The organism is Mesorhizobium sp. M0208 (assembly GCF_040322015.1).
GTDB lineage: Bacteria > Pseudomonadota > Alphaproteobacteria > Rhizobiales > Rhizobiaceae > Mesorhizobium.
Window position 1 is genome coordinate 194339 of the sequence record NZ_JAMYSP010000002.1, and the last position, 18855, is coordinate 213193.

Annotated in this window: 18 protein-coding genes; 17 read left to right on the forward strand and 1 reads right to left on the reverse strand. The window is 63.5% G+C overall.

Annotated elements, in window-relative coordinates:
- Positions 1–57: 57 nt before the first annotated feature.
- From NKJ17_RS02980 to NKJ17_RS03055, 16 genes are all read left to right on the forward strand, one after another.
- Positions 58–1632, forward strand: coding sequence for a phytoene desaturase family protein (locus NKJ17_RS02980; RefSeq protein ID WP_352686891.1), 1575 nt, complete (start codon positions 58–60; stop codon positions 1630–1632).
- A 108-nt stretch (positions 1633–1740) separates the two neighbouring features.
- Positions 1741–3267: an ABC transporter substrate-binding protein gene (locus NKJ17_RS02985; protein WP_352686894.1), complete on the forward strand. Its 1527-nt coding sequence runs from the start codon at positions 1741–1743 to the stop codon at positions 3265–3267.
- Positions 3268–3331: 64 nt separating this feature from the next.
- A complete protein-coding gene (locus NKJ17_RS02990; protein WP_352506097.1) occupies positions 3332–4339 on the forward strand; it encodes an ABC transporter permease in 1008 nt (335 codons plus the stop codon).
- Positions 4332–5180: an ABC transporter permease gene (locus tag NKJ17_RS02995; protein ID WP_352506096.1), complete on the forward strand. Its 849-nt coding sequence runs from the start codon at positions 4332–4334 to the stop codon at positions 5178–5180. Before NKJ17_RS02990 ends, NKJ17_RS02995 begins: the two co-directional genes overlap by 8 nt.
- Complete coding sequence (locus tag NKJ17_RS03000; RefSeq protein WP_352506095.1) at positions 5177–6067, forward strand: ABC transporter ATP-binding protein; 891 nt, start codon at positions 5177–5179, stop codon at positions 6065–6067. Before NKJ17_RS02995 ends, NKJ17_RS03000 begins: the two co-directional genes overlap by 4 nt.
- On the forward strand, positions 6060–6890 hold the full coding sequence (locus tag NKJ17_RS03005; protein WP_352686898.1) for an ATP-binding cassette domain-containing protein: 831 nt from the start codon (positions 6060–6062) through the stop codon (positions 6888–6890). Before NKJ17_RS03000 ends, NKJ17_RS03005 begins: the two co-directional genes overlap by 8 nt.
- A gap of 80 nt (positions 6891–6970) precedes the next feature.
- Positions 6971–7570: a VOC family protein gene (locus NKJ17_RS03010; protein WP_352686901.1), complete on the forward strand. Its 600-nt coding sequence runs from the start codon at positions 6971–6973 to the stop codon at positions 7568–7570.
- Positions 7571–7713: 143 nt separating this feature from the next.
- Positions 7714–10008 carry a bifunctional salicylyl-CoA 5-hydroxylase/oxidoreductase gene (locus NKJ17_RS03015; protein ID WP_352506092.1) on the forward strand — a complete coding sequence of 765 codons (2295 nt, stop codon included), beginning with the start codon at positions 7714–7716 and terminating at the stop codon, positions 10006–10008.
- The gene (locus NKJ17_RS03020) at positions 10005–10778 is read left to right on the forward strand and encodes an SDR family NAD(P)-dependent oxidoreductase (protein WP_352506091.1); all 774 of its coding nucleotides are present in this window, start codon (positions 10005–10007) and stop codon (positions 10776–10778) included. The genes NKJ17_RS03015 and NKJ17_RS03020 overlap by 4 nt, the downstream gene beginning before the upstream one ends.
- Positions 10772–11242, forward strand: coding sequence for a MarR family winged helix-turn-helix transcriptional regulator (locus NKJ17_RS03025; RefSeq protein WP_254816232.1), 471 nt, complete (start codon positions 10772–10774; stop codon positions 11240–11242). Before NKJ17_RS03020 ends, NKJ17_RS03025 begins: the two co-directional genes overlap by 7 nt.
- Complete coding sequence (locus NKJ17_RS03030) at positions 11239–12051, forward strand: enoyl-CoA hydratase family protein (protein WP_352506090.1); 813 nt, start codon at positions 11239–11241, stop codon at positions 12049–12051. Before NKJ17_RS03025 ends, NKJ17_RS03030 begins: the two co-directional genes overlap by 4 nt.
- 237 nt (positions 12052–12288) lie before the next feature.
- Positions 12289–13437: an acyl-CoA dehydrogenase family protein gene (locus NKJ17_RS03035; RefSeq protein WP_352506089.1), complete on the forward strand. Its 1149-nt coding sequence runs from the start codon at positions 12289–12291 to the stop codon at positions 13435–13437.
- 73 nt (positions 13438–13510) lie between these two features.
- On the forward strand, positions 13511–13906 hold the full coding sequence (locus tag NKJ17_RS03040) for a RidA family protein (RefSeq protein ID WP_352506088.1): 396 nt from the start codon (positions 13511–13513) through the stop codon (positions 13904–13906).
- A gap of 176 nt (positions 13907–14082) precedes the next feature.
- Complete coding sequence (locus NKJ17_RS03045) at positions 14083–14874, forward strand: ABC transporter substrate-binding protein (RefSeq protein ID WP_352506087.1); 792 nt, start codon at positions 14083–14085, stop codon at positions 14872–14874.
- A 108-nt stretch (positions 14875–14982) separates the two neighbouring features.
- Positions 14983–15657 (forward strand): amino acid ABC transporter permease, encoded by a 675-nt coding sequence (locus NKJ17_RS03050; RefSeq protein ID WP_292656040.1) that lies wholly within the window; start codon positions 14983–14985, stop codon positions 15655–15657.
- A 71-nt stretch (positions 15658–15728) separates the two neighbouring features.
- Positions 15729–17021 (forward strand): cysteine desulfurase-like protein, encoded by a 1293-nt coding sequence (locus tag NKJ17_RS03055; protein WP_352506086.1) that lies wholly within the window; start codon positions 15729–15731, stop codon positions 17019–17021.
- On the opposite strand, the gene NKJ17_RS03060 is transcribed toward NKJ17_RS03055, so the two are convergent.
- Positions 16952–17824, reverse strand: a complete 873-nt coding sequence (locus tag NKJ17_RS03060; RefSeq protein ID WP_352506085.1) for an NAD(P)H-dependent oxidoreductase — start codon at positions 17822–17824, stop codon at positions 16952–16954. The genes NKJ17_RS03055 and NKJ17_RS03060 overlap by 70 nt on opposite strands.
- 93 nt (positions 17825–17917) lie before the next feature.
- Between NKJ17_RS03060 and NKJ17_RS03065 the strand changes: the two genes are divergently transcribed.
- Positions 17918–18838 carry a LysR family transcriptional regulator gene (locus NKJ17_RS03065; RefSeq protein ID WP_352506084.1) on the forward strand — a complete coding sequence of 307 codons (921 nt, stop codon included), beginning with the start codon at positions 17918–17920 and terminating at the stop codon, positions 18836–18838.
- Positions 18839–18855: the final 17 nt, after the last annotated feature.

The window sequence follows — 18855 nt, forward strand, 5'->3', positions numbered from 1 at the left end:
AGACGAAAACATATGCATCTGCAATTATCTTTAAGCATAAAGGAAATGGGACGGGGCGTGAGCGAGTTCGACGCCATATTTGTCGGGGCAGGCCACAACAGTCTGGCATGCGCCGCGCATCTGGCGCTCAAAGGCTGGAAAACAGCGGTTTTCGACCGCAATCCAACGATCGGCGGCGCCGTCCAGACGCGTGAATTCACGCTTCCAGGCTTCCGGCACGATTTCGGCGCAATGAATCTGAGCCTGTTCGCCGGCTCGGCCTTTCACAAGAAATATGCAAATGAATTGAAAACCCACGGGCTGGAATTCGTGCCGGTGGCCGACTGTTTTGCCAGCGTCTTCCCCGACGGTCGCTGGTTCGGCGTCAGCAGCGACCTGGAGAAGACCACTGGACGGATGGCCGCCTTCTCCGCGACCGACGCAGCCACATGGGGCCGTCTGGTTGCGGCATTCCCGGCGGAGGCCGAGCATCTGTTCCGGCTGCTGGGCTCGCCGATGAGTGGGCGTGCGCTCGCCGGCACGGCCTGGAAGCTCTGGCGCAAGAAGGGTATTGGCGGCGCGCTCGATACCGGCCGATTACTGCTTTCCTCACCCCGCGCGTGGCTCGAGCAGACTTTCGAGTCACCGCATGTCAGGGCGACGCTGGCCACCTGGGGCATGCATCTCGATTTCGCGCCAGACATCGCTGGCGGCGCGGTATTTCCTTACCTCGAATCCATGGCCAACCAGTGCTTCGGCATGCTGCTCGGCAGAGGCGGCGCCGACACGATCATCCACGCTTTGTCGGGCATGCTCACGGCCGCCGGCGGCAAGATCGTCACTGGGGCTGATGTCGCCGAGATCACGGTTTCGGCCGGCAAGGCGATCGGCGTGCGGCTCGCTTCCGGCGAGACTCACACCGCCACCAGGGCCGTCATCGCCGGTGTCGCGCCCAAGGCGCTGACCGGGAAACTTCTGCCCAATGGATCGGGCGACGCCGGCTTCGACACGGCCATGAAAAAATTCCGCCACGCGCCGGGCACGATGATGATCCATCTGGCACTCGACGATTTGCCGGACTGGCGCGCCGGCGCCGAGCTTCGGCAGTTCGCCTATGTGCATCTCTCGCCGTCGCTCGACGCCATGTCGCGAACCTATCAGCAGGCGATGGCAGGCATGCTGCCAGACGAGCCGGTGCTGGTCGTCGGCCAGCCGACGGCGATCGATCCGTCGCGCGCGCCGGACGGCAAGCATGTGCTCTGGGTGCAGGTGCGCATGCTGCCGGCCGAGATTGTGGGCGATGCGGCGGGCATGATCGCGCCGGCCCACTGGGACGAGGGTAGGGAGCACTACGCCGAGCGCGTCCTCGACATTATCGAGCGCTATGCGCCCGGCCTTCGCCGGAAGATCCTCGGCCGCGCCGTGTTCTCGCCCATCGACCTCGAACGCGAGAATCCCAACCTGGTCGGGGGCGACCAGGTCTGCGGCAGCCATCATCTGGTGCAGAATTTCCTGTTCCGGCCGGCGCGCGGTTACGCCGGCTGGAACACGCCGATCGGCAATCTGCACCTGACCGGGGCGGCAACATGGCCGGGCGCCGGCACCGGGGCGGCGTCGGGCTTCATGCTCGCACAACAACTTGGCGGGAGGTAGGCTCCATTTTTCATCCAGGGTGAAGGAGGACAAGGCGCGGTTGCCCAAGGAAGCCTGAACCCACCGATTGACAACGACACCGCGCATAAAAGCAACAGGGGAACGACCATGACAATCAACAGACGAGAATTGCTCGGATACGGCGCGGCCGCACTTGGCGCCACGGCGCTCGGCCTGCCGCGAATCGCCAAGGCTGCCGGCGAACTGACTATCGCCTACAACGTCAACCTACCGTCCTGGGACCCGACCACCGGGCCTTCGGCGGTCAACCCGACCATCCAGGGTCTCTACCAATCGGTGTTCGACCAGTTCATCCCGCAGAAGCCGGACCTTTCTTTCGCGCCCGGCCTGCTCACCGAATGGGGCTGGAACGAGGATCGCAGCAAGATCATGATGACGGTGCGCGAGGGCGTCACCTGGCATGACGGTTCGCCATTCACGGCCGAAGACGTGGTCTGGTCGCTGCAGCGGGCGGGCGATGAAAAGACCGGCAACCCGATCCAGTTCGTCTGGAAGAACGTCAACAACTTCAAGATCGACGGCAACAAGATCACCGGCGACGTCGTGCAATTCGACCCGGTGTATTTCAAATGGATGTCGTTCCTCACCGGCTACATCATGCCGAAGGCCTATTACGAAAAGGTCGGCGCCGAGGGTTTTGAGAAAGCCCCGATCGGCACCGGGCCCTATATGGTCGACAAATTCGAGCGCAACGCCTTCCTGCGGCTCAAGGCCAACCCGAACTACTGGGGCGGCAAGCCGGCCTTCGAAAACGTAACCATCAAGTTCGTCACCGATGCGGCGAGCCGCGTCGCCGAGATCGAGTCCGGCTCCTCGCAGGTGACTCTCGAAATCCCCTATGAGGAATATGACCGCCTGATCGCCAAGGACGGACTTACCGGCTCATGCAAGAATGTTTCCGACATCGGCATGATCTTCTTCAACGACATCGACGTGATGCTGGACAAGAACGTGCGCCAGGCAGCGGTGATGGCGGTCGATAAAAAGCTTTTGGTCGACCGGCTGCTGCGCGGTTACGGCCAGCCCATCGATACGCTGGAGACGCCGGAATACGCCGCCTACGATGCGTCGATCAAAGCCGAGCATAACCCGGAAAAGGCCAAGGAATTGCTGGCCGCCTCCGGCTATTCGCCGGAAAAGCCGGTCAAGTTCACGATACAGACGACCAAGGGCTTCAAGCCCAAGGACTACGAGATGATCCAGGCGATCGTAGGCATGTGGCGCAAGGTCGGCATCGAGGCGACGATCGAGGTCTACGAGATCGCCAAGCACTATGAGTTGCGCGCCGCCGACAAGCTGGCGCCGGCCGCCTTCTACAATTGGGGCAACGCCATCGGCGACCCGACCACCTCGACCGGCTTTGCCATGTATGGCCCGAGCCCGCATTCGGTGTGGGACAGTCAGGATCTGATCGACATGATCAACCCGCTGTGGGGCGAGAAGGACGAGGCCAAGCGCATTGCCGGCTGGAAGGCCGTCGACAAGTACATTGCCGAGCAGGCCTATGTCCTGCCGCTGATCCAGTATGCGCAGCCGATCGTGCATGCCAAGGGCGTCAATGTCGTGCAGCATGTGTCGGGCGCGCTGTTGCCGGCGCTGATGAGCCCGGCCTGAGACAGTCTTCGGCTTGCCGCGCGCCGTCCGGAATGACGGCGCGCATTTTCTGTCACGGGCGACCATGCTGCTGCAAAGATTCCTGATCCGTCTTCTGACGATGGCGATCACGCTGTTCGGCGTGGCCGTCGTCGTCTTCGTCGTCATCCGTGTCGCGCCAGGCGATCCGATCGCGATGATGCTGCCGCCCGGTGCAACCGATGCCGACATCGCGCGTCTGCGCGCGCTTTACGGGCTGGACAAGACCATCGTCCAGCAATTTTTCATCTGGCTGGCAGGTGTCGTCAGGGGCGATTTCGGCACCTCGATTTCGCTCCGGCAGGATGTTCTGGGCCTGGTCCTCAACCGCCTGCCGGCGACGCTGGAACTCGCGATCGTCGCGCTCTTGATGGCGCTGGCAATCGGCGGCACGACGGCGATCCTCGGCGCGCGCGAACGCGGCACCGCAGTCGAGGCTGGCATCGACATCGCCAGCGGTGCGGCGCTCTCGATTCCCGATTTCCTGTGGGGTTTGGTGCTGATCCTTCTGTTCGGCGTGCTGGTGCCGGTTTTCGACATTTCCGGCCGGGTGTCGCCGCAGCTCGATCTGCCCTTCGTCACGCAGTTCTATTTGTTCGAGAGCATCGTGCGGCTGCGCTTCGACCTGACCAAGGACCTGCTGGCGCATATGCTGATGCCGGCCGTGGCTTTGGCGCTGCCACTCGCCGCAATCATCTCGCAGCTGCTGAAACAGTCGTTGAAGGAAGTGCTCGACCTCGACTATGTCGTGTTGGCGCGGGTAAAGGGCTTTTCGGAAACGCAGGTCATCCTGCGCGAGGCGTTGAAGAACGCCGCCCTGCCGACGCTCACTCTGGTCGGCGTGCAGTTCACCTTCCTGATCGGCGGCACGGTCATCGTCGAGCGGCTATTTTCCTATGAGGGTCTCGGCAACATGGCGATCGATGCCGTCATCAACCGCGACCTGCCGCTGATCCAGGGCATCGTGCTGGTGTTCGCGCTGTTGTTCGTGCTGATCAACCTCAGCGTGGACATGATATATGCGCTGCTTAATCCGAGGCTGCGCCGTGGATGAGGCCCGCATTTCAAGACATGGCTCGCGGGCACGCCTGTGGCTGGCCGGCGGTTGGCTGCTGATTGCGCTGCTGGCCGCGATTTTTGCGCCGTTGGTCGCGCCGCAGGACCCACTGGCGCAGGATTTGATGCTGGAGCGGCTGCCGCCGTTCTGGCTGAGCGATGCTGAGCCCGGCTACTGGCTCGGCACCGACAGCCTCGGCCGCGATCTTCTGTCACGGCTGATCTTCGGTGCCCGCATCGCCTTCATCGTCGCCTTCGCGGCAGCCCTTGCCGCCTGCCTGGTCGGCTCGACGCTGGGGCTGATCGCCGGCTATTTCGGCGGCTGGGCCGACCGCATCATCTCGCGTATCGTCGATGTCTGGATGGCGTTTCCCCCGGTGCTGTTTGCCATCCTTCTGGTCGCAGTGCTCGGCACCGGCTTGAGCTCGGTTATCATTGCCATTGCCGTCATCGACTGGACGCGCTTCTGCCGGGTGATCCGCGCCGAGACGATGGGCCAGTCGCGCATGGACTATGTCGAGAACGCCCGCATCGCCGGTTACGGCCGCATCGGCATCATGCTGCGCGAAGTGCTGCCCAATGTGGTGCCGTCGATCGTGGCGCTGCTGTCGCTGGAGATGGGCATTGCCGTCATCGTTGAGGCGATCCTGTCCTTCGTCAATCTGTCGATCTCGACCGACGACCCGACCTGGGGCGGCATCATCGCAGAGGGTCGCTTGTCGGTCCATCAGGCCTGGTGGGTGCTGGTGTTCCCGCTGGTCACCCTGATCCTTACGGTGCTGTCGTTCAGCCAGTTCGGCGAAGGTCTCAGGGCACGTTTCGATCCGGTGCTGCGATGAACGCGCTGGCGAAATCCTGCCTCGACATACGCGACCTTAGCGCGGTGCTGCCTAATGGCTTGCGCGTGTTGCGCTCGGTATCGCTTTCCGTTCAACCCGGCGAGGTCCGCGCGCTGGTCGGCGAGAGCGGCGCCGGCAAGACGATGATCGGCAAGGCGGTGCTCGGCGTGCTGCCACCCAGCGTGCGCATTGTCGAAGGCGACATGCTGCTCGAGGGCGAGGACCTCGGCAAGCTTCAGCCGAAGGCAAGGCGCCCGTTGATCGGCGCGCGCACCGCGCTGATCCCGCAGGACCCGCTGACCGCGCTCAATCCGTCACGGCGAATCGGCCCACAGATGACCGACCGGCTGGTGCGCATCCTCGGCTGGAGCGGTGAGAAGGCCGATACACGCATCCGCCAATTGCTGGACGAGGTGCAGATCCGCGACCCCGAGCGTGTCCTCAAATGCTATCCGCACGAGCTGTCCGGCGGCATGCGCCAGCGCGTGCTGATCGCCGCGGCGTTCGCAGCCGAACCAAGGCTGATCGTCGCCGACGAGCCGACCACGGCGCTCGACGTGACCGTGCAGAAGCAGATCTTGCGGCTGATCGCGCAATTGCAGCGCGAGCATGGTACGGCGATCCTGTTCGTTACCCACGATCTCGGCGTCGTCGCCAAGATAAGCCAGAAAGTTTCAGTGCTCTACGCCGGCAAGGTGGTGGAGGAGGCCGAGACGGCTGCTCTCTTCGCTGCCCCGCAGCACCCCTATACGCGGGCGCTGATGGCCGCGACGCCGCGCTACACCGATCCCCTCGCTTCGCTGAAACCCGTGGACGAGGCGGTACTGGCCGGGCTAGCCGCGGAGATCGCCGCCGCCGATCAGGCCTGGAGGCACCCGCATGGCTGAGCCGCTGTTTTCCGTGCGTGGGCTGAAGGTTGCCTTACCCGACATGACGCGCAAGCCGTTGTTTGGCCGCGCTCCGCTGGCCGAGATCCTGAAAGGCCTGGACTTCGATCTGCCCAGGGGATCGGTGACCGGCATCGTCGGCGAATCCGGGTCGGGGAAATCGACGCTCGGCCGCGCGCTGGTGCGTCTGCTGGAGCCCAGCGCCGGCAGCGTCAGCTTCGACGGCCGCGACATCACGCATCTGCCTGAGGCGGAGCTACGGCCCGTCCGCCGCGATCTGCAGATGATCTTCCAGGACCCGATGTCGTCGCTTAACCCACGCCGCACCATCGCCAGCATCATCGCCGCACCACTCAAACAGAATGGCCTCGGCGACAATCTGAAAGCCCGAGTTGCTGAAGCGCTTCAGCGCGTCGGCCTGCCTCAAGGCTTCGCCAGCCGCTATCGTCATGAATTGTCGGGCGGCCAGCGCCAGCGCGTCGGCATGGCCCGCGCGCTGGCGCTGTCGCCGAAATTCGTGCTGGCCGACGAAATCGTCTCAGGCCTCGACGTGTCGACGCAGGCACAGATCCTGACGCTGCTGGAAAAACTCGCCGCCGAGATGGGCCTGACCGTTGCGTTCATCAGCCATGACCTGTCAGTGATCCGGCGGCTCTGCCGGCAAGTGATCGTCATGCGCGAAGGCGCGATCGTCGAAGCCAGTGCGACGGATACTTTGTTCGAGAAGCCGCAGCAGGCTTACACGCGCGACCTCCTCGCCGCCATTCCGCTGCCCGAGATCGATGACGCCTGGCTGCTTCCCGCCGCAAAGGCGCCGGCATGAACACATTCCTACTCGCACGCCGAAGAGCGGGCCCCCGACGTGCGCCGACAAGTCAGCTCGCGAAACGGAGGAGAACTGGAATGAAATACGCAATCAGAAACACGATGCTTGCGGCCGCTCTGGCCGGCTCGATGGGAGCAGCCTCGGCTGATTCGATACCCGGCATGCATGGCCACGACCACACCGGCGTCACCGTCCCCGACATGCAGCAGGCCGTCGAGTTTTTTATCAAGGTGGTCGGCTGCAAGAAGGCGATGTCGTTCGGCCCGTTCGCCGACGACAAGGGCACGTTCATGCAGGATCTGCTGGGCGTCGATCCTAGGGCAGTGATCGAGGAGATCACCCTGGTCCGCTGCGGACACGGGTCGAACATCGAGCTGTTCAAATACACCGCGCCGGACCAGAAGGACCTGACGCCTCGCAACAGCGACATAGGCGGCTTCCACATCGCCTTCTATGTCGACGATATCGCCGCCGCAAAAGCCTATCTTGACGGCAAAGGCGTCAAGACGCGGATGGGGCCGCTGCCGGTTACCGAAGGCCCGGCCGCCGGCCAGACCATCCTCTACTTCCAGGCGCCCTGGGGCTTGCAGTTGGAAGCGATCAGCTATCCCAATGGCATGGCCTATGAAAAAGATGCGGAGACGGTGCTGTGGAGCCCGAAGAACCCGGAGAAATAGCCCGGAGCTTCCCTGGCCAGCGCAAGCCGACTGCCGGCAAGCTTGGTTTCTGAGGCGGATTGTTTCAATCCTGAAACTTCAAGGTTGAATTAATCTGCTTCAGGCGTAAACTCGACAAACAGAAGCGAAGAGGAGATCGCACGATGAAAGTTGCGGTTCTCGGTGGCGGACCAGCCGGGCTCTACTTTGCAATCTCGCTGAAGCTCAGGGATGCCGCGCATGAGGTCACGGTATTCGAGCGCAACCGTGCCGATGATACGTTCGGCTGGGGCGTCGTGCTGTCGGCCGAAACGCTGGAGAACCTGACCAAAAACGACCCGGTCAGCGCCGTCTGGATCCGCAAGCATTTCGCCTATTGGGACGACATCGCCGTCATCCATGACCGCGTGCGAACGGTCTCGACCGGTCATGGCTTTTGCGGCATCGGCCGCAAGCGGCTGCTCACCCTGCTGCAACGGCGGGCGCGCGAGCTCGGCGTCAAGCTGGTCTTCGAAACCGACATCGCCGATCCAAAGCCGTTTATGGAGACGCACGACCTGGTTGTCGCCGCCGACGGGCTGAACTCGAAAGCGCGGGGCACCTTCGTCGACGTGTTCAAGCCCGATATCGACATCCGTAAATGCAAGTTCGTTTGGCTCGGCACCCACCAGAAATTCGACGACGCCTTCACGTTCATCTTCGAGAAAACCGAGCATGGTTGGGTGTGGGCGCATGCCTACCAGTTCGACAGCGATACCGCGACCTTCATCGTAGAATGCAGCGAGCAGACCTGGCAGCGCTTCGGCTTCGGCGCGATGTCGCAGCAGGAATCAATCGCCGTCTGCGAGCGCATCTTTGCCCGTCATCTCGGCGGCCACGCGCTGATGACCAACGCCAATCATATCCGCGGCTCGGCGTGGATCAATTTCCCGCGCGTCTTGTGCGAACGCTGGTCCTACAAGAACCTGGCGCTGATGGGCGACGCGGCGGCGAGCGCGCATTTCTCGATCGGTTCCGGCACCAAGCTGGCGCTGGAAAGCGCGGTGGCGCTGGCCGACTATGTCGAGTCCGAACCGGACCTCGAAGCAGCCTTCCGCAAATATGAGGACGCCCGCCGCACCGAAGTGCTGAAGCTGCAGTCGGCGGCGCGCAATTCGCTCGAATGGTTCGAAGAGGTCGAGCGCTATCTCGGCCTCGATCCGGTGCAGTTCAACTATTCGCTTTTGACGCGTTCGCAGCGCATCAGTCACGAGAATTTGCGGCTGCGCGATGCCGAATGGCTGGCCGGCGCCGAGGAATGGTTCCAGCGTCAGGCCGGCGCCGGCGGCAACAATCTGCGTCGCGCGCCGATGTTCGCGCCGTTCCGGCTGCGCGGCATGGCGCTGCAGAACCGCGTCGTCGTCTCGCCGATGGCGCAGTACAAAGCGGTCGACGGCTGTCCGACTGACTGGCATTTCGCCCATTACGCCGAACGGGCCAAGGGCGGCGCCGGTCTCCTCTACATCGAGATGACCTGCGTCAGCGCGGAGGGCCGCATCACGCCTGGCTGCCCCGGTTTCTATGCGCCCGAGCATGAGGTCGCCTGGAAGCGGCTGGTCGAGTTCGTCCATGCCGAAACCGAGGCCAAGATCTGCGCCCAGATCGGCCATTCCGGTGCCAAAGGGTCGACCAGGCTCGGCTGGCAGGGAACCGACGTGCCGCTGCCCTCAGGCAATTGGCCGGTCATGGCAGCCTCTTCCGTGCCGTGGTCGCCGGAAAACCAGGTGCCGAAGGCGATGGACCGCGCCGACATGGATATGGTGCGCGACCAGTTTGTCGCTTCGGCCGAGATGGCGGCGCGGTGCGGCTTCGACATGCTCGAAATCCACGCCGCGCACGGCTATCTCCTGTCCTCCTTCATCACGCCCTTGACCAACCGGCGCACCGACTCCTATGGCGGCTCGCTGGAAAACCGCATGCGCTATCCCTTGGAAATCTTTCATGCGGTGCGCGCCGCATGGCCGGCCGAGAAGCCGATCTCGATGCGCATATCCGCCAATGACTGGCTGGGTATCGAAGGCGTGACGCCGGCCGACGCCGTAGAGATCGCGCGGCTGCTGCATGAGGCCGGCGTAGACATCTGCGACGTATCGGCCGGCCAGACTTCGGCCGTGGCAAGACCGGTCTATGGCCGCATGTTCCAGACGCCGTTTTCCGATCGCATCCGCAACGAGGTCGGCATGGCGACGATGGCGGTCGGCAATATCTATGAGCCGGACCACGTCAACTCGATCCTGATGGCGGGCCGCGCCGATCTCGTCGCACTGGCTAGGCCGCATCTTGCCGATCCGTACTGGACACTGCACGCGGCCGTCACGCTTGGCGACCGCGGCGTCAAATGGCCGGATCCCTATCTGCCCGGCCGCGACCAGCTCTACCGGCTGGCCGAGCGCGAAGCGGCAGCGGGGTTGAAAGTATGAGTGCCGTGGCGATGATTTCGGGACGTCATGCGCTGGTCACCGGCGGCGGCTCCGGCGTCGGCCGCGCGATCGCGCTGGCGCTGGCCGGCGCGGGCATTAACGTGACCATCTGCGGCCGGCGCGTGGAGCCGCTTGCCGAGGTTGCCGCCGAGAACAAGCGCATCTTCGCAGTTGCCGCCGACGTCACCGACGAGGCATCGATGACGGCACTCTACGAGGCCGCGGAAGCGGCACACGGAGCGTTCGACATCGTCGTTGCCAATGCCGGAATGTCCGGCAGTGCTCCGGCGCAGCGGACCTCGCTGGCAGACTGGCAGCGCACGCTCGACGTCAACTTGACCGGTGCGTTCCTGACGGTGAAGCCGGCGCTGGCCGGCATGGCAGTGCGCAAGACTGGCCGTATCATCTTCGTCGCTTCCACCGCCGGACTGAAAGGCTATCCCTATGTCGCAGCTTACGTTGCCGCCAAGCATGGCGTCGTCGGCCTGATGCGGGCACTCGCCGTCGAGACCGCCAAGTCCGGCATAACAGTGAATGCCGTGTGCCCAGGGTTTGTCGAAACCGAGATGCTGGAGAGCACCGTCCAGCGCATCGTCCAAACGACCGGCCGCTCGTCCGAGCAGGCACGGACAAGCCTAGCCGCGACCAACCCGCAAGACCGCTTCATCCAGCCGGAGGAAATTGCGGCCGCGGTACTTTATCTGTGTGGCGACGCCGCCCGGTCGATTACCGGGCAGACGATTTCGATCTCCGGAGGTGAGACATGGTAGCCGGTCCCCTACCCGCCCCGTCCGGACCCGGCAAGGACCGCCTGCGGCTGTGGATTCGCCTGCTGCGCGCCTCGCGCACCATCGAGGCCGAACTGCGCGAACGACTGCGGCAAGAGTTCAACACAACGCTGCCACGCTTCGACGTGATGGCCGCGCTCTACCGCGCGCCGGAGGGCATGCTGATGAGCGATCTTTCGCGCTTCCTGCTGGTGTCCAACGGCAATGTCACCGGCATCATCGACCGGCTGGTCTCGGAAGGGCTGGTGATGCGGGCCCGACGCAATGGCGACCGCCGCACTTCGATGGTGCGGCTGACGGAAGAGGGATCGAAGACTTTCGCCGTGATCGCCGCCGCGCATGAAAAATGGGTCGGCGAGTTGCTGGGCAATGTGAGCGAGGACGAGGCGCGCCGGCTGACCGGCATGCTGACCTCCTTCCGCAGCAATTGGGAGGGACGGGAATGACGAAGCTGGCCGGCCGCAAGCCGAAGCATTTCCTCTGGCAGGTCGAAGGCAAGATCGCAAAGATCCGGCTCGATCGACCGGAGCGCAAGAACCCGCTGACCTTCGACGGCTATGCCGAATTGCGCGACATATTTCGCGACCTTGTCTACGCCGATGATGTCGATGCTGTGGTGTTCCTGCCCAATGGCGGCAATTTCTGCTCGGGCGGCGATGTCCACGAAATCATCGGCCCACTGGTCAAGATGGACATGAAGGCGCTGCTCGCCTTCACCCGCATGACCGGCGATTTCGTCAAGGCGATGCTGAATTGCGGCAAGCCGATTATTGCGGCGGTCGATGGCGTGGCGGTCGGCGCCGGCGCGATTATCGCCATGGCCTCCGATATTCGCATCGCCACGCCCCAGGCCAAGACAGCATTCCTGTTCACCCGCGTCGGCCTTGCCGGCTGCGACATGGGGGCCTGCGCGATCCTGCCGCGCATCATTGGCCAGGGCCGCGCCGCCGAGCTGCTCTATACCGGCCGCACGATGAGTGCCGAGGAAGGCGAGCGCTGGGGCTTCTACAACCGGCTGGTCGATACCGCAACGCTTGAGGCCGACGCGCTCGACATGGCCGCGCGCGTCGTTTCCGGCCCGACCTTCGCCCACGGCATGACCAAGACGCAGCTGAATCAGGAATGGTCGATGGGGCTTGACCAGGCTATCGAATCGGAAGCGCAGGCGCAGGCGATCTGCATGCAGACACGCGATTTCGAACGGGCGTACGAGGCTTTCGTCGCCAAGGAAAAGCCGGTGTTCGAGGGGAATTGAGGATGTTTTCTTCGATAAAGACCGACAGGTTCGCGGGACAGCGCCCCCCTCTGTCCTGCCGGACATCTCCCCCTCAAGGGGGGAGATCGACTTTGGTTCCCACCTTAGCCAATCGCAACCGCCGCAAGATGCGGGCGGACGCCGGAGCTGCCAATCTCCCCCCTAGAGGGGGAGACGGCCGGCAGGCCAGAGGGGGGCGCCGTAGAGCGCGAGGCCCGAAGCATAGCGGAGGCAGAAATGCCTGACCGCTCTTTCCTCAACTGGCCGTTCTTCGAGGACCGCCATCGTGAACTGGCCGAGCGGCTGGACGCATGGTGCTCCAAGACCCTGCCGGTCGCCCATGACGATGTCGACGCCGCTTGCCGCGAGCTGGTGGCCAAGCTCGGCCGGGACGGCTGGCTGAAGCCGACGGCGCTCGACACCGAAAACCCCTCGCCGCTCGACGTGCGCACGCTCTGCCTCACGCGCGAGACGCTGGCCCGGCATGATGGGCTGGCCGATTTCGCCTTCGCCATGCAAGGGCTCGGCACTGGCGCGCTCAGCCTGTTCGGCTCGCCCGACCAGCAGAGCTGGCTGGCGAAGACACGGGCCGGCAAGGCGATTTCGGCTTTCGCGCTGTCGGAGCCGCGCTCGGGCTCGGACGTCGCCAATATGGAAATGACGGCCATGCGTGACGGCGACAGCTATCTCCTATCCGGCGAAAAGACCTGGATCTCCAACGGCGGTATCGCTGACTTTTATGCTGTCTTTGCCCGCACCGGCGAAGCGCCCGGCGCCAAGGGGCTTTCCGCCTTTGTCGTGCCTTCCGACACCGAGGGGCTGATCGTTGCCGAGCGGCTGGAGGTGATCGCGCCGCACCCGCTCGCCCGGCTGTCCTTCGACAATGCACGCATTCCAGCCTCGGCGCTGATCGGCAAACCCGGTGACGGTTTTCGCATCGCCATGTCCGTGCTCGACGTGTTCCGTTCGACCGTCGGCGCAGCGGCGCTCGGCCTTGCCCGGCGCGCGCTGGACGAAAGCATCACAAGAGTGGCCGAGCGCAAGCTGTTCGGTGCACCGATGGCCGAGCTGCAGATGGTGCAGGGCCATATCGCCGACATGGCGCTGGATGTCGATGCCGCCGCCTTGCTGGTCTACCGCGCCGCCTGGACCAAGGACATGGGCGCGGCCCGGGTTACCCGCGAAGCCGCCATGGCCAAGCTGTTCGCTACCGACAAAGCGCAGGAGGTGATCGACAAGGCTGTACAGCTGCATGGCGGCGACGGCGTCCGCAAGGGCCATATCGTCGAAAGACTGTATCGCGAGATCCGGGCACTGCGCATCTACGAGGGAGCGTCCGACGTGCAGAAGGTGGTGATTGCACGGCAGGTGATGGGGGCGGCCTGAGACGGAGTTGTGTGGAAGAATTGATTGTCTTTGAGTTTTAAGCGACCGGATTTGAGCATTGGGAGGTTTTGACATGCACACCATCCTGCAGCCGGAAGGCTGGGCGAAACCCGTCGGCTACGCCAATGGCGTCGCCGCGCGTGGACAGCTTGTCTTCGTCGGCGGGCAGGTCGGCTGGAACGGACAGGGCCGCTTCGAGACGGATGATCTTGTCGGCCAGGTGCGGCAGACGCTGGCCAATATTGTCGCCGTGCTCGCCGAGGCCGGCGCCACGCCTGAGCATATCACCTCGATGACCTGGTACTTTACCGACAAGGCGGAATATCTGGCCAATCTCAAGGGGATCGGCGAGGCCTATCGCGAGGTGATCGGCCGGCATTTTCCGGCGATGGCCGCTATCCAGGTGATGGCGCTTGTCGAGGACCGCGCCAAGGTTGAGATCCAGGCCACGGCGGTTATTCCGGAGTGACGGCAACACGCGGCAAATTTTTTAAGCTTAAAACTTTCGCCTTGAAAAGCGCGGTACTTTGGATAGCATCCGATCTTACGACTGCCGTGCCGGGAGGGCTTTCCGGCAGTCCGGCCACTTGGCGTATCAAAGCCGTGCGGGGCCAACCCGTCCGATCACAACCAGAGGGAACGAAAATGAACTTCACCCGTCGCAACCTGCTGCTTCTTGCTGCCGCCATCGGCATCGCCGGCGGCCCGGCCTATGCCGAAGGCACGCTGAATGTCGGCGCCTATCCGACCAATCCGCCTTTTGAATACAAGAACGAGAGCGGCACGTTCGAGGGTTTCGAAGTCGACATCATCAATGAGGCGGCAAAGCGTATCGGCATGACCACTGATATCGCCGACCTCGGTTTCCAGGCGCTGTTCGCCGCCACCACCTCGAAGCGCATCGACGTCGCCATCTCGTCGATCACCATCACGCCGGAGCGGCTGAAGTCGCAGTCGTTCACGCAGCCCTACTATGATTCCGACATGGGCATCGCCGCGAAGGCCGACAGCCCAATCAAAGCCGAGGCCGACCTCAAGGGCAAGATCGTCGGCGTGCTGTCCGGCTCGACCGGCGAAGCCTGGGTCAAGGCCCACCAGGAAGCGGACGGGTTCAGTGACGTCAAAGGCTACGACACGCAGCAGAATTTGCTGCTCGACCTCAGCTCCGGCCGCGTCGATGCGGCGGTCAGCGATATTCCGGGCCTGGAATATTCTTTCACCAGGATGAAGGATCTCGCCGTAAAAGAGCGCATCAAGACCGGCGAGCAGTACGGTCTGATGATGACCAAGGACCACCCGCTGCTCGGCAAGCTGAACGACGCGCTGACCGCGATGAAGAAGGACGGCACGCTGGCCGCGATCCACAAGAAGTGGTTCGGCAGCGACGCACCGGCCGATTCCTCGACCGTCAAGGACATGCCTATGCCGAAGGCCTGAGCGGCAGTTCGCGCTTAAATGTCGTGCCGGCTTTCGTGCCGGCACGATTTCGGATTTCGGGCTCGGGCTCGAGCGTCGCGGGACGCCAAACGTTTCGGGAATGCTGCGATGTCGCTGCTGGACACCTTCTTCAACGCCGACGTCATGGTCTCCAGCCTGCCGGCGCTGCTGCGCGGTTTCCTGAACACCCTGCTGCTTGGAATCATGAGCATCGGCATCGGTATTCCCGTCGGCCTCGCGATCAGCCTAGTGCGGCTCTATGCGCCAAAGCCGCTTCGGCTGCTGGCTGTCGGCTACATCGACATTTTCCGGGCGATGCCGGTGCTGGTGGTGCTGATCCTGATCTACTATGCGCTGCCGTTCCTCGGCATTCGCCTGTCATCGTGGACTTCCGCGGTGATGGCCTTCGCCATCATCATGGCGGCCTATTCGGCCGAGGTGTTCCGCTCCGGCATAGAGAGCATTCCGCGCGGCCAGTTCGAGGCGGCGCAGGCGCTCGGCCTGCCGTTCTTGCTGACCTTGCGCAAGGTAGTGCTGCCGCAGGCGATCCGCGTCGTCATTCCGCCAATGACCAGCAATTGCGTGTCGATGTTCAAGGACACCTCGCTCGCCTCCACGGTAGCATTGCCTGAACTGCTGAAGGAAGCGACCAACGCGCAATCGCTCTATGCCAATCCCTCACCGCTGATCGGCGCGGCGCTGGTCTATCTGATCTTTCTCTGGCCGATGGTCCGACTCGTCAGCCTCCTGGAACGCCGCTTCCAGACCGAAAAGACCCGCTGAGGTCGCCAACGATTTCCGTCCGCCAATTCCCCGAATATCAACTTCCGTTAGGCACTTCGCAGGAGACGAGCTTGAACCAGCATCAGATTTCGAAAACCGGCGATGCCGCAGCTTTCCCGGTCGAGACGATCCGCGCCATGTTTCCCGCCTTGCAGCAAGCCGGAGACTTCGTCTTCATGGACAATGCCGCCGGCGCGCAGATCCCGCAAAGCGTGCTCGATGCGGTCACCAACCATTTGGTCGCGCATAATGTGCAGCGCGGCGGCCGCTATGGCCGCAGCGTCACCGTCGATCAAGCAGTGGCCGGCGCGCGCGAAAGCGTGGCCTTGCTGATCAACGCTACCAACCCGGCGGAGATCTGCTTCGGCATGAACGCCACTTCGTTCATCCGCCTGGTCAGCCTCGGCATCGGCCAGATGCTTTCCGAGCGCCCAAACGGGGAGCGTGACGAGATCGTCATCACCGACATGGATCACGACGCTAATATCGCGACGTGGCTGGCGCTGGCGCCCGCCGGCGCCAAGTTCAAATGGTGGCGGATGCGCGAGGACGGCAATCTGCATGTCGACGATTTGCGCCCGCTGGTCTCAGAGCGCACCCGGCTCGTCGCCTGCACGGTGACGGCGCATTCGATCGGCTCGATTGTCGACGTTGCTTCCGTGGCTAGGATTGCGCATGCGGCAGGCGCCGAAGTGTTCCTAGACTGCGTGCATTACGGCCCGCACGGGTTGATCGATGTGCAGGCCTGGGATTGCGATTATCTGGTCTGCTCCGGCTACAAGAATTTCTCGCCGCATATGGGCTTCCTGTGGGGCCGCTTCGAAACACTGAAGCGCTTGCCGACCTTCCGCGAGGATTTCATCCCCGACGAGCCGCCTTACAAGATCGAGGCCGGTACCTTCATTTACGAGAACGTCTCCGGCATGGATGCCGCGGTGCGCTATCTCGAGTCGATCGGCCGCAATTTCTTGTCCGAGAATAACCGGTCGCGTCGCGACAACATCGTCGCCGGCATGAATGCCATCCGCGATTACGAGCAGGTGCTGGCGCGCGAAATGCTGGCGGTGCTCAAGGGTTGCGGCGCGACGATCTATGGTGTCGCCGACGAAGCACGCCTCAGCGAGCGCGTGCCGACTTTCTGTTTCAACATCGGCACGCTGTCGCCGCAGAGGATCGTCGAGGAAATGGCCGAGATGCAGATCGGCATTCGCGACGGCCATATGTATGCGCCGCGCCTGATGAAGCGGCTCAACTTAAGCATGGACAGCGGCGCCGTCCGCGCCTCGCTGGTGCATTACAATACGATTGAGGAAGTTCGGCGTTTCGGCGAGGCGCTGCGTACCGTCATCGCCCGGCTGTCCTGATCGGGCTGTCCGGCTGCGCTTGCGCCGTTCTGGTGGAGCGCGAAAGCGGTTGCACCCGGGCTCTCCAGGCCGGGGCGCAACTGCATGCTTGGGATCAGGTAATCGCCGCCATTCTGCTGCCGATAAGGAATGGGCCGGATTGTCTCGAGCGTCCGCATCCTCTCGCGCAGCCGCTCCGCGACAGGCTCGAAATCGGCTTCCCCAAAACGGTCCACCCTGTAAACCACGAACGGCGGAAGCACGTCGTAGCCCGGATAATAGAGAATTCCGTGATTGATCGGGAACAGCACGTCGTCGATCGGGCCGTTGACGCCGCGGGCAGAATAATGCTCCTCCCAGCCGCCGGTGGTCACGATCAGCATTGCGCGCTTGCCGGCGAGCGTTCCCTCACCAAAGCGGTCACCCCACCGCTTGTCGCTGTGCTCGCCAACGCCATAGGCGAAGCCGTAGGCGTACACGCGATCGACCCAGCCCTTGAGGATCGCCGGCATGGCGTACCACCACAGCGGGAACTGGAGGATCAGGGTGTCGGCCCATAGCAGCTTGTCGATCTCGGCTTTGACGTCATCGGTCAGAGTGCCGCTCGCAAAAGCTTTTTTGGAGGCGCCGGCCGGCAGGAAACGTGCTTCCGGCGGCCACGACGGAAAGTCGGCACGGTCCACCTCGGATTTCCAGCCATCGGCATAGAGGTCGGACACCCGCACCTCGTGGCCCTGGGCCTGGAGTTCCCTGATGGCGACGTCACGCAGCGCGCCGTTGAGCGAACGCGGCTCAGGATGAGCAAAAACAAGCAGGACTTTCATGGGTCTACTCCGAAGAAGGACGATAGACACCAAAGATAGCCAGCCGCGGGCGGATCCACTATATGTAGGAAATGTATAAGATTATGCCGAATAATGGATAGATCGGACGTCACTCTCGAGCGCATGCGCACCTTCGTTCGCGTCGCCGAGCGCGGCAGCCTCTCGGCGGTGGCGCGCGAGCTCGGAGTTGGGCAGTCGACGGTCACACGGCATTTGCGAGAACTCGAGGAGGCCGTCGGCGTGCCCTTGCTCAGCAGGACCACCCGGCGTGTGACGATGACCGATGAAGGCAGCCGTTACTATGCCGACAGCGTCCAGATCCTGCGCCTCGTTGAGCAGGCCGGCGATGAGGCGCGGGGCACGCGCGGCGCGTCGGCCGGCACGATCCGGATATCCTGCACGGCGGCGCTCGGGGTCTTGCACGTCAGCCGGTTGATCTTCGCCTTTCAGGACCGCTATCCCGATATCGGCATCGATCTTAGCCTCACCGACGAGCGCATCGACCTTGTGCGGGAGGGCGTCGACATTGCGCTTCGCCTGGGTCCGCTCACCGACAGCTCGATGAAACTGCGGGCGCTCGGGCAATCCCGGCGTCTGCTGGTGGCGGCGCCGGCCTATCTGGCGGCGCGGGGCAGACCGGCTGTCCCGCAGGGTCTGCCTGGCCATGAAGGCATCCGGATGTCGAACATCGCGGGAAGCGACACACTCACCTTGCAGGGGCCAGGCGGCGAGACCTTTGCGGTGCCCTTTGGCGGTCGATTTCGAGTCGACCATGGGCTTGCCGCGCGCGAAGCCCTTGTCGCCGGACGCGGCATCGCACCCGCCCACCATTGGCTTGTCGACGATCTCCTGACGGCCGGCCGGCTGGAAGTGGTCCTGCCGGGCTGTTTTCCGCCCCCCGTCCCGCTGAGCATGCTGATCGTCCCGGAACGCGCCGGCATTGCCCGGGTGCGGCTGCTGGTCGACTTTCTCGTCGAGCAGATCTCCAGCATTCCGGGGATCGAGAAGCCGTAGCCGGCCGGCAAACCTCG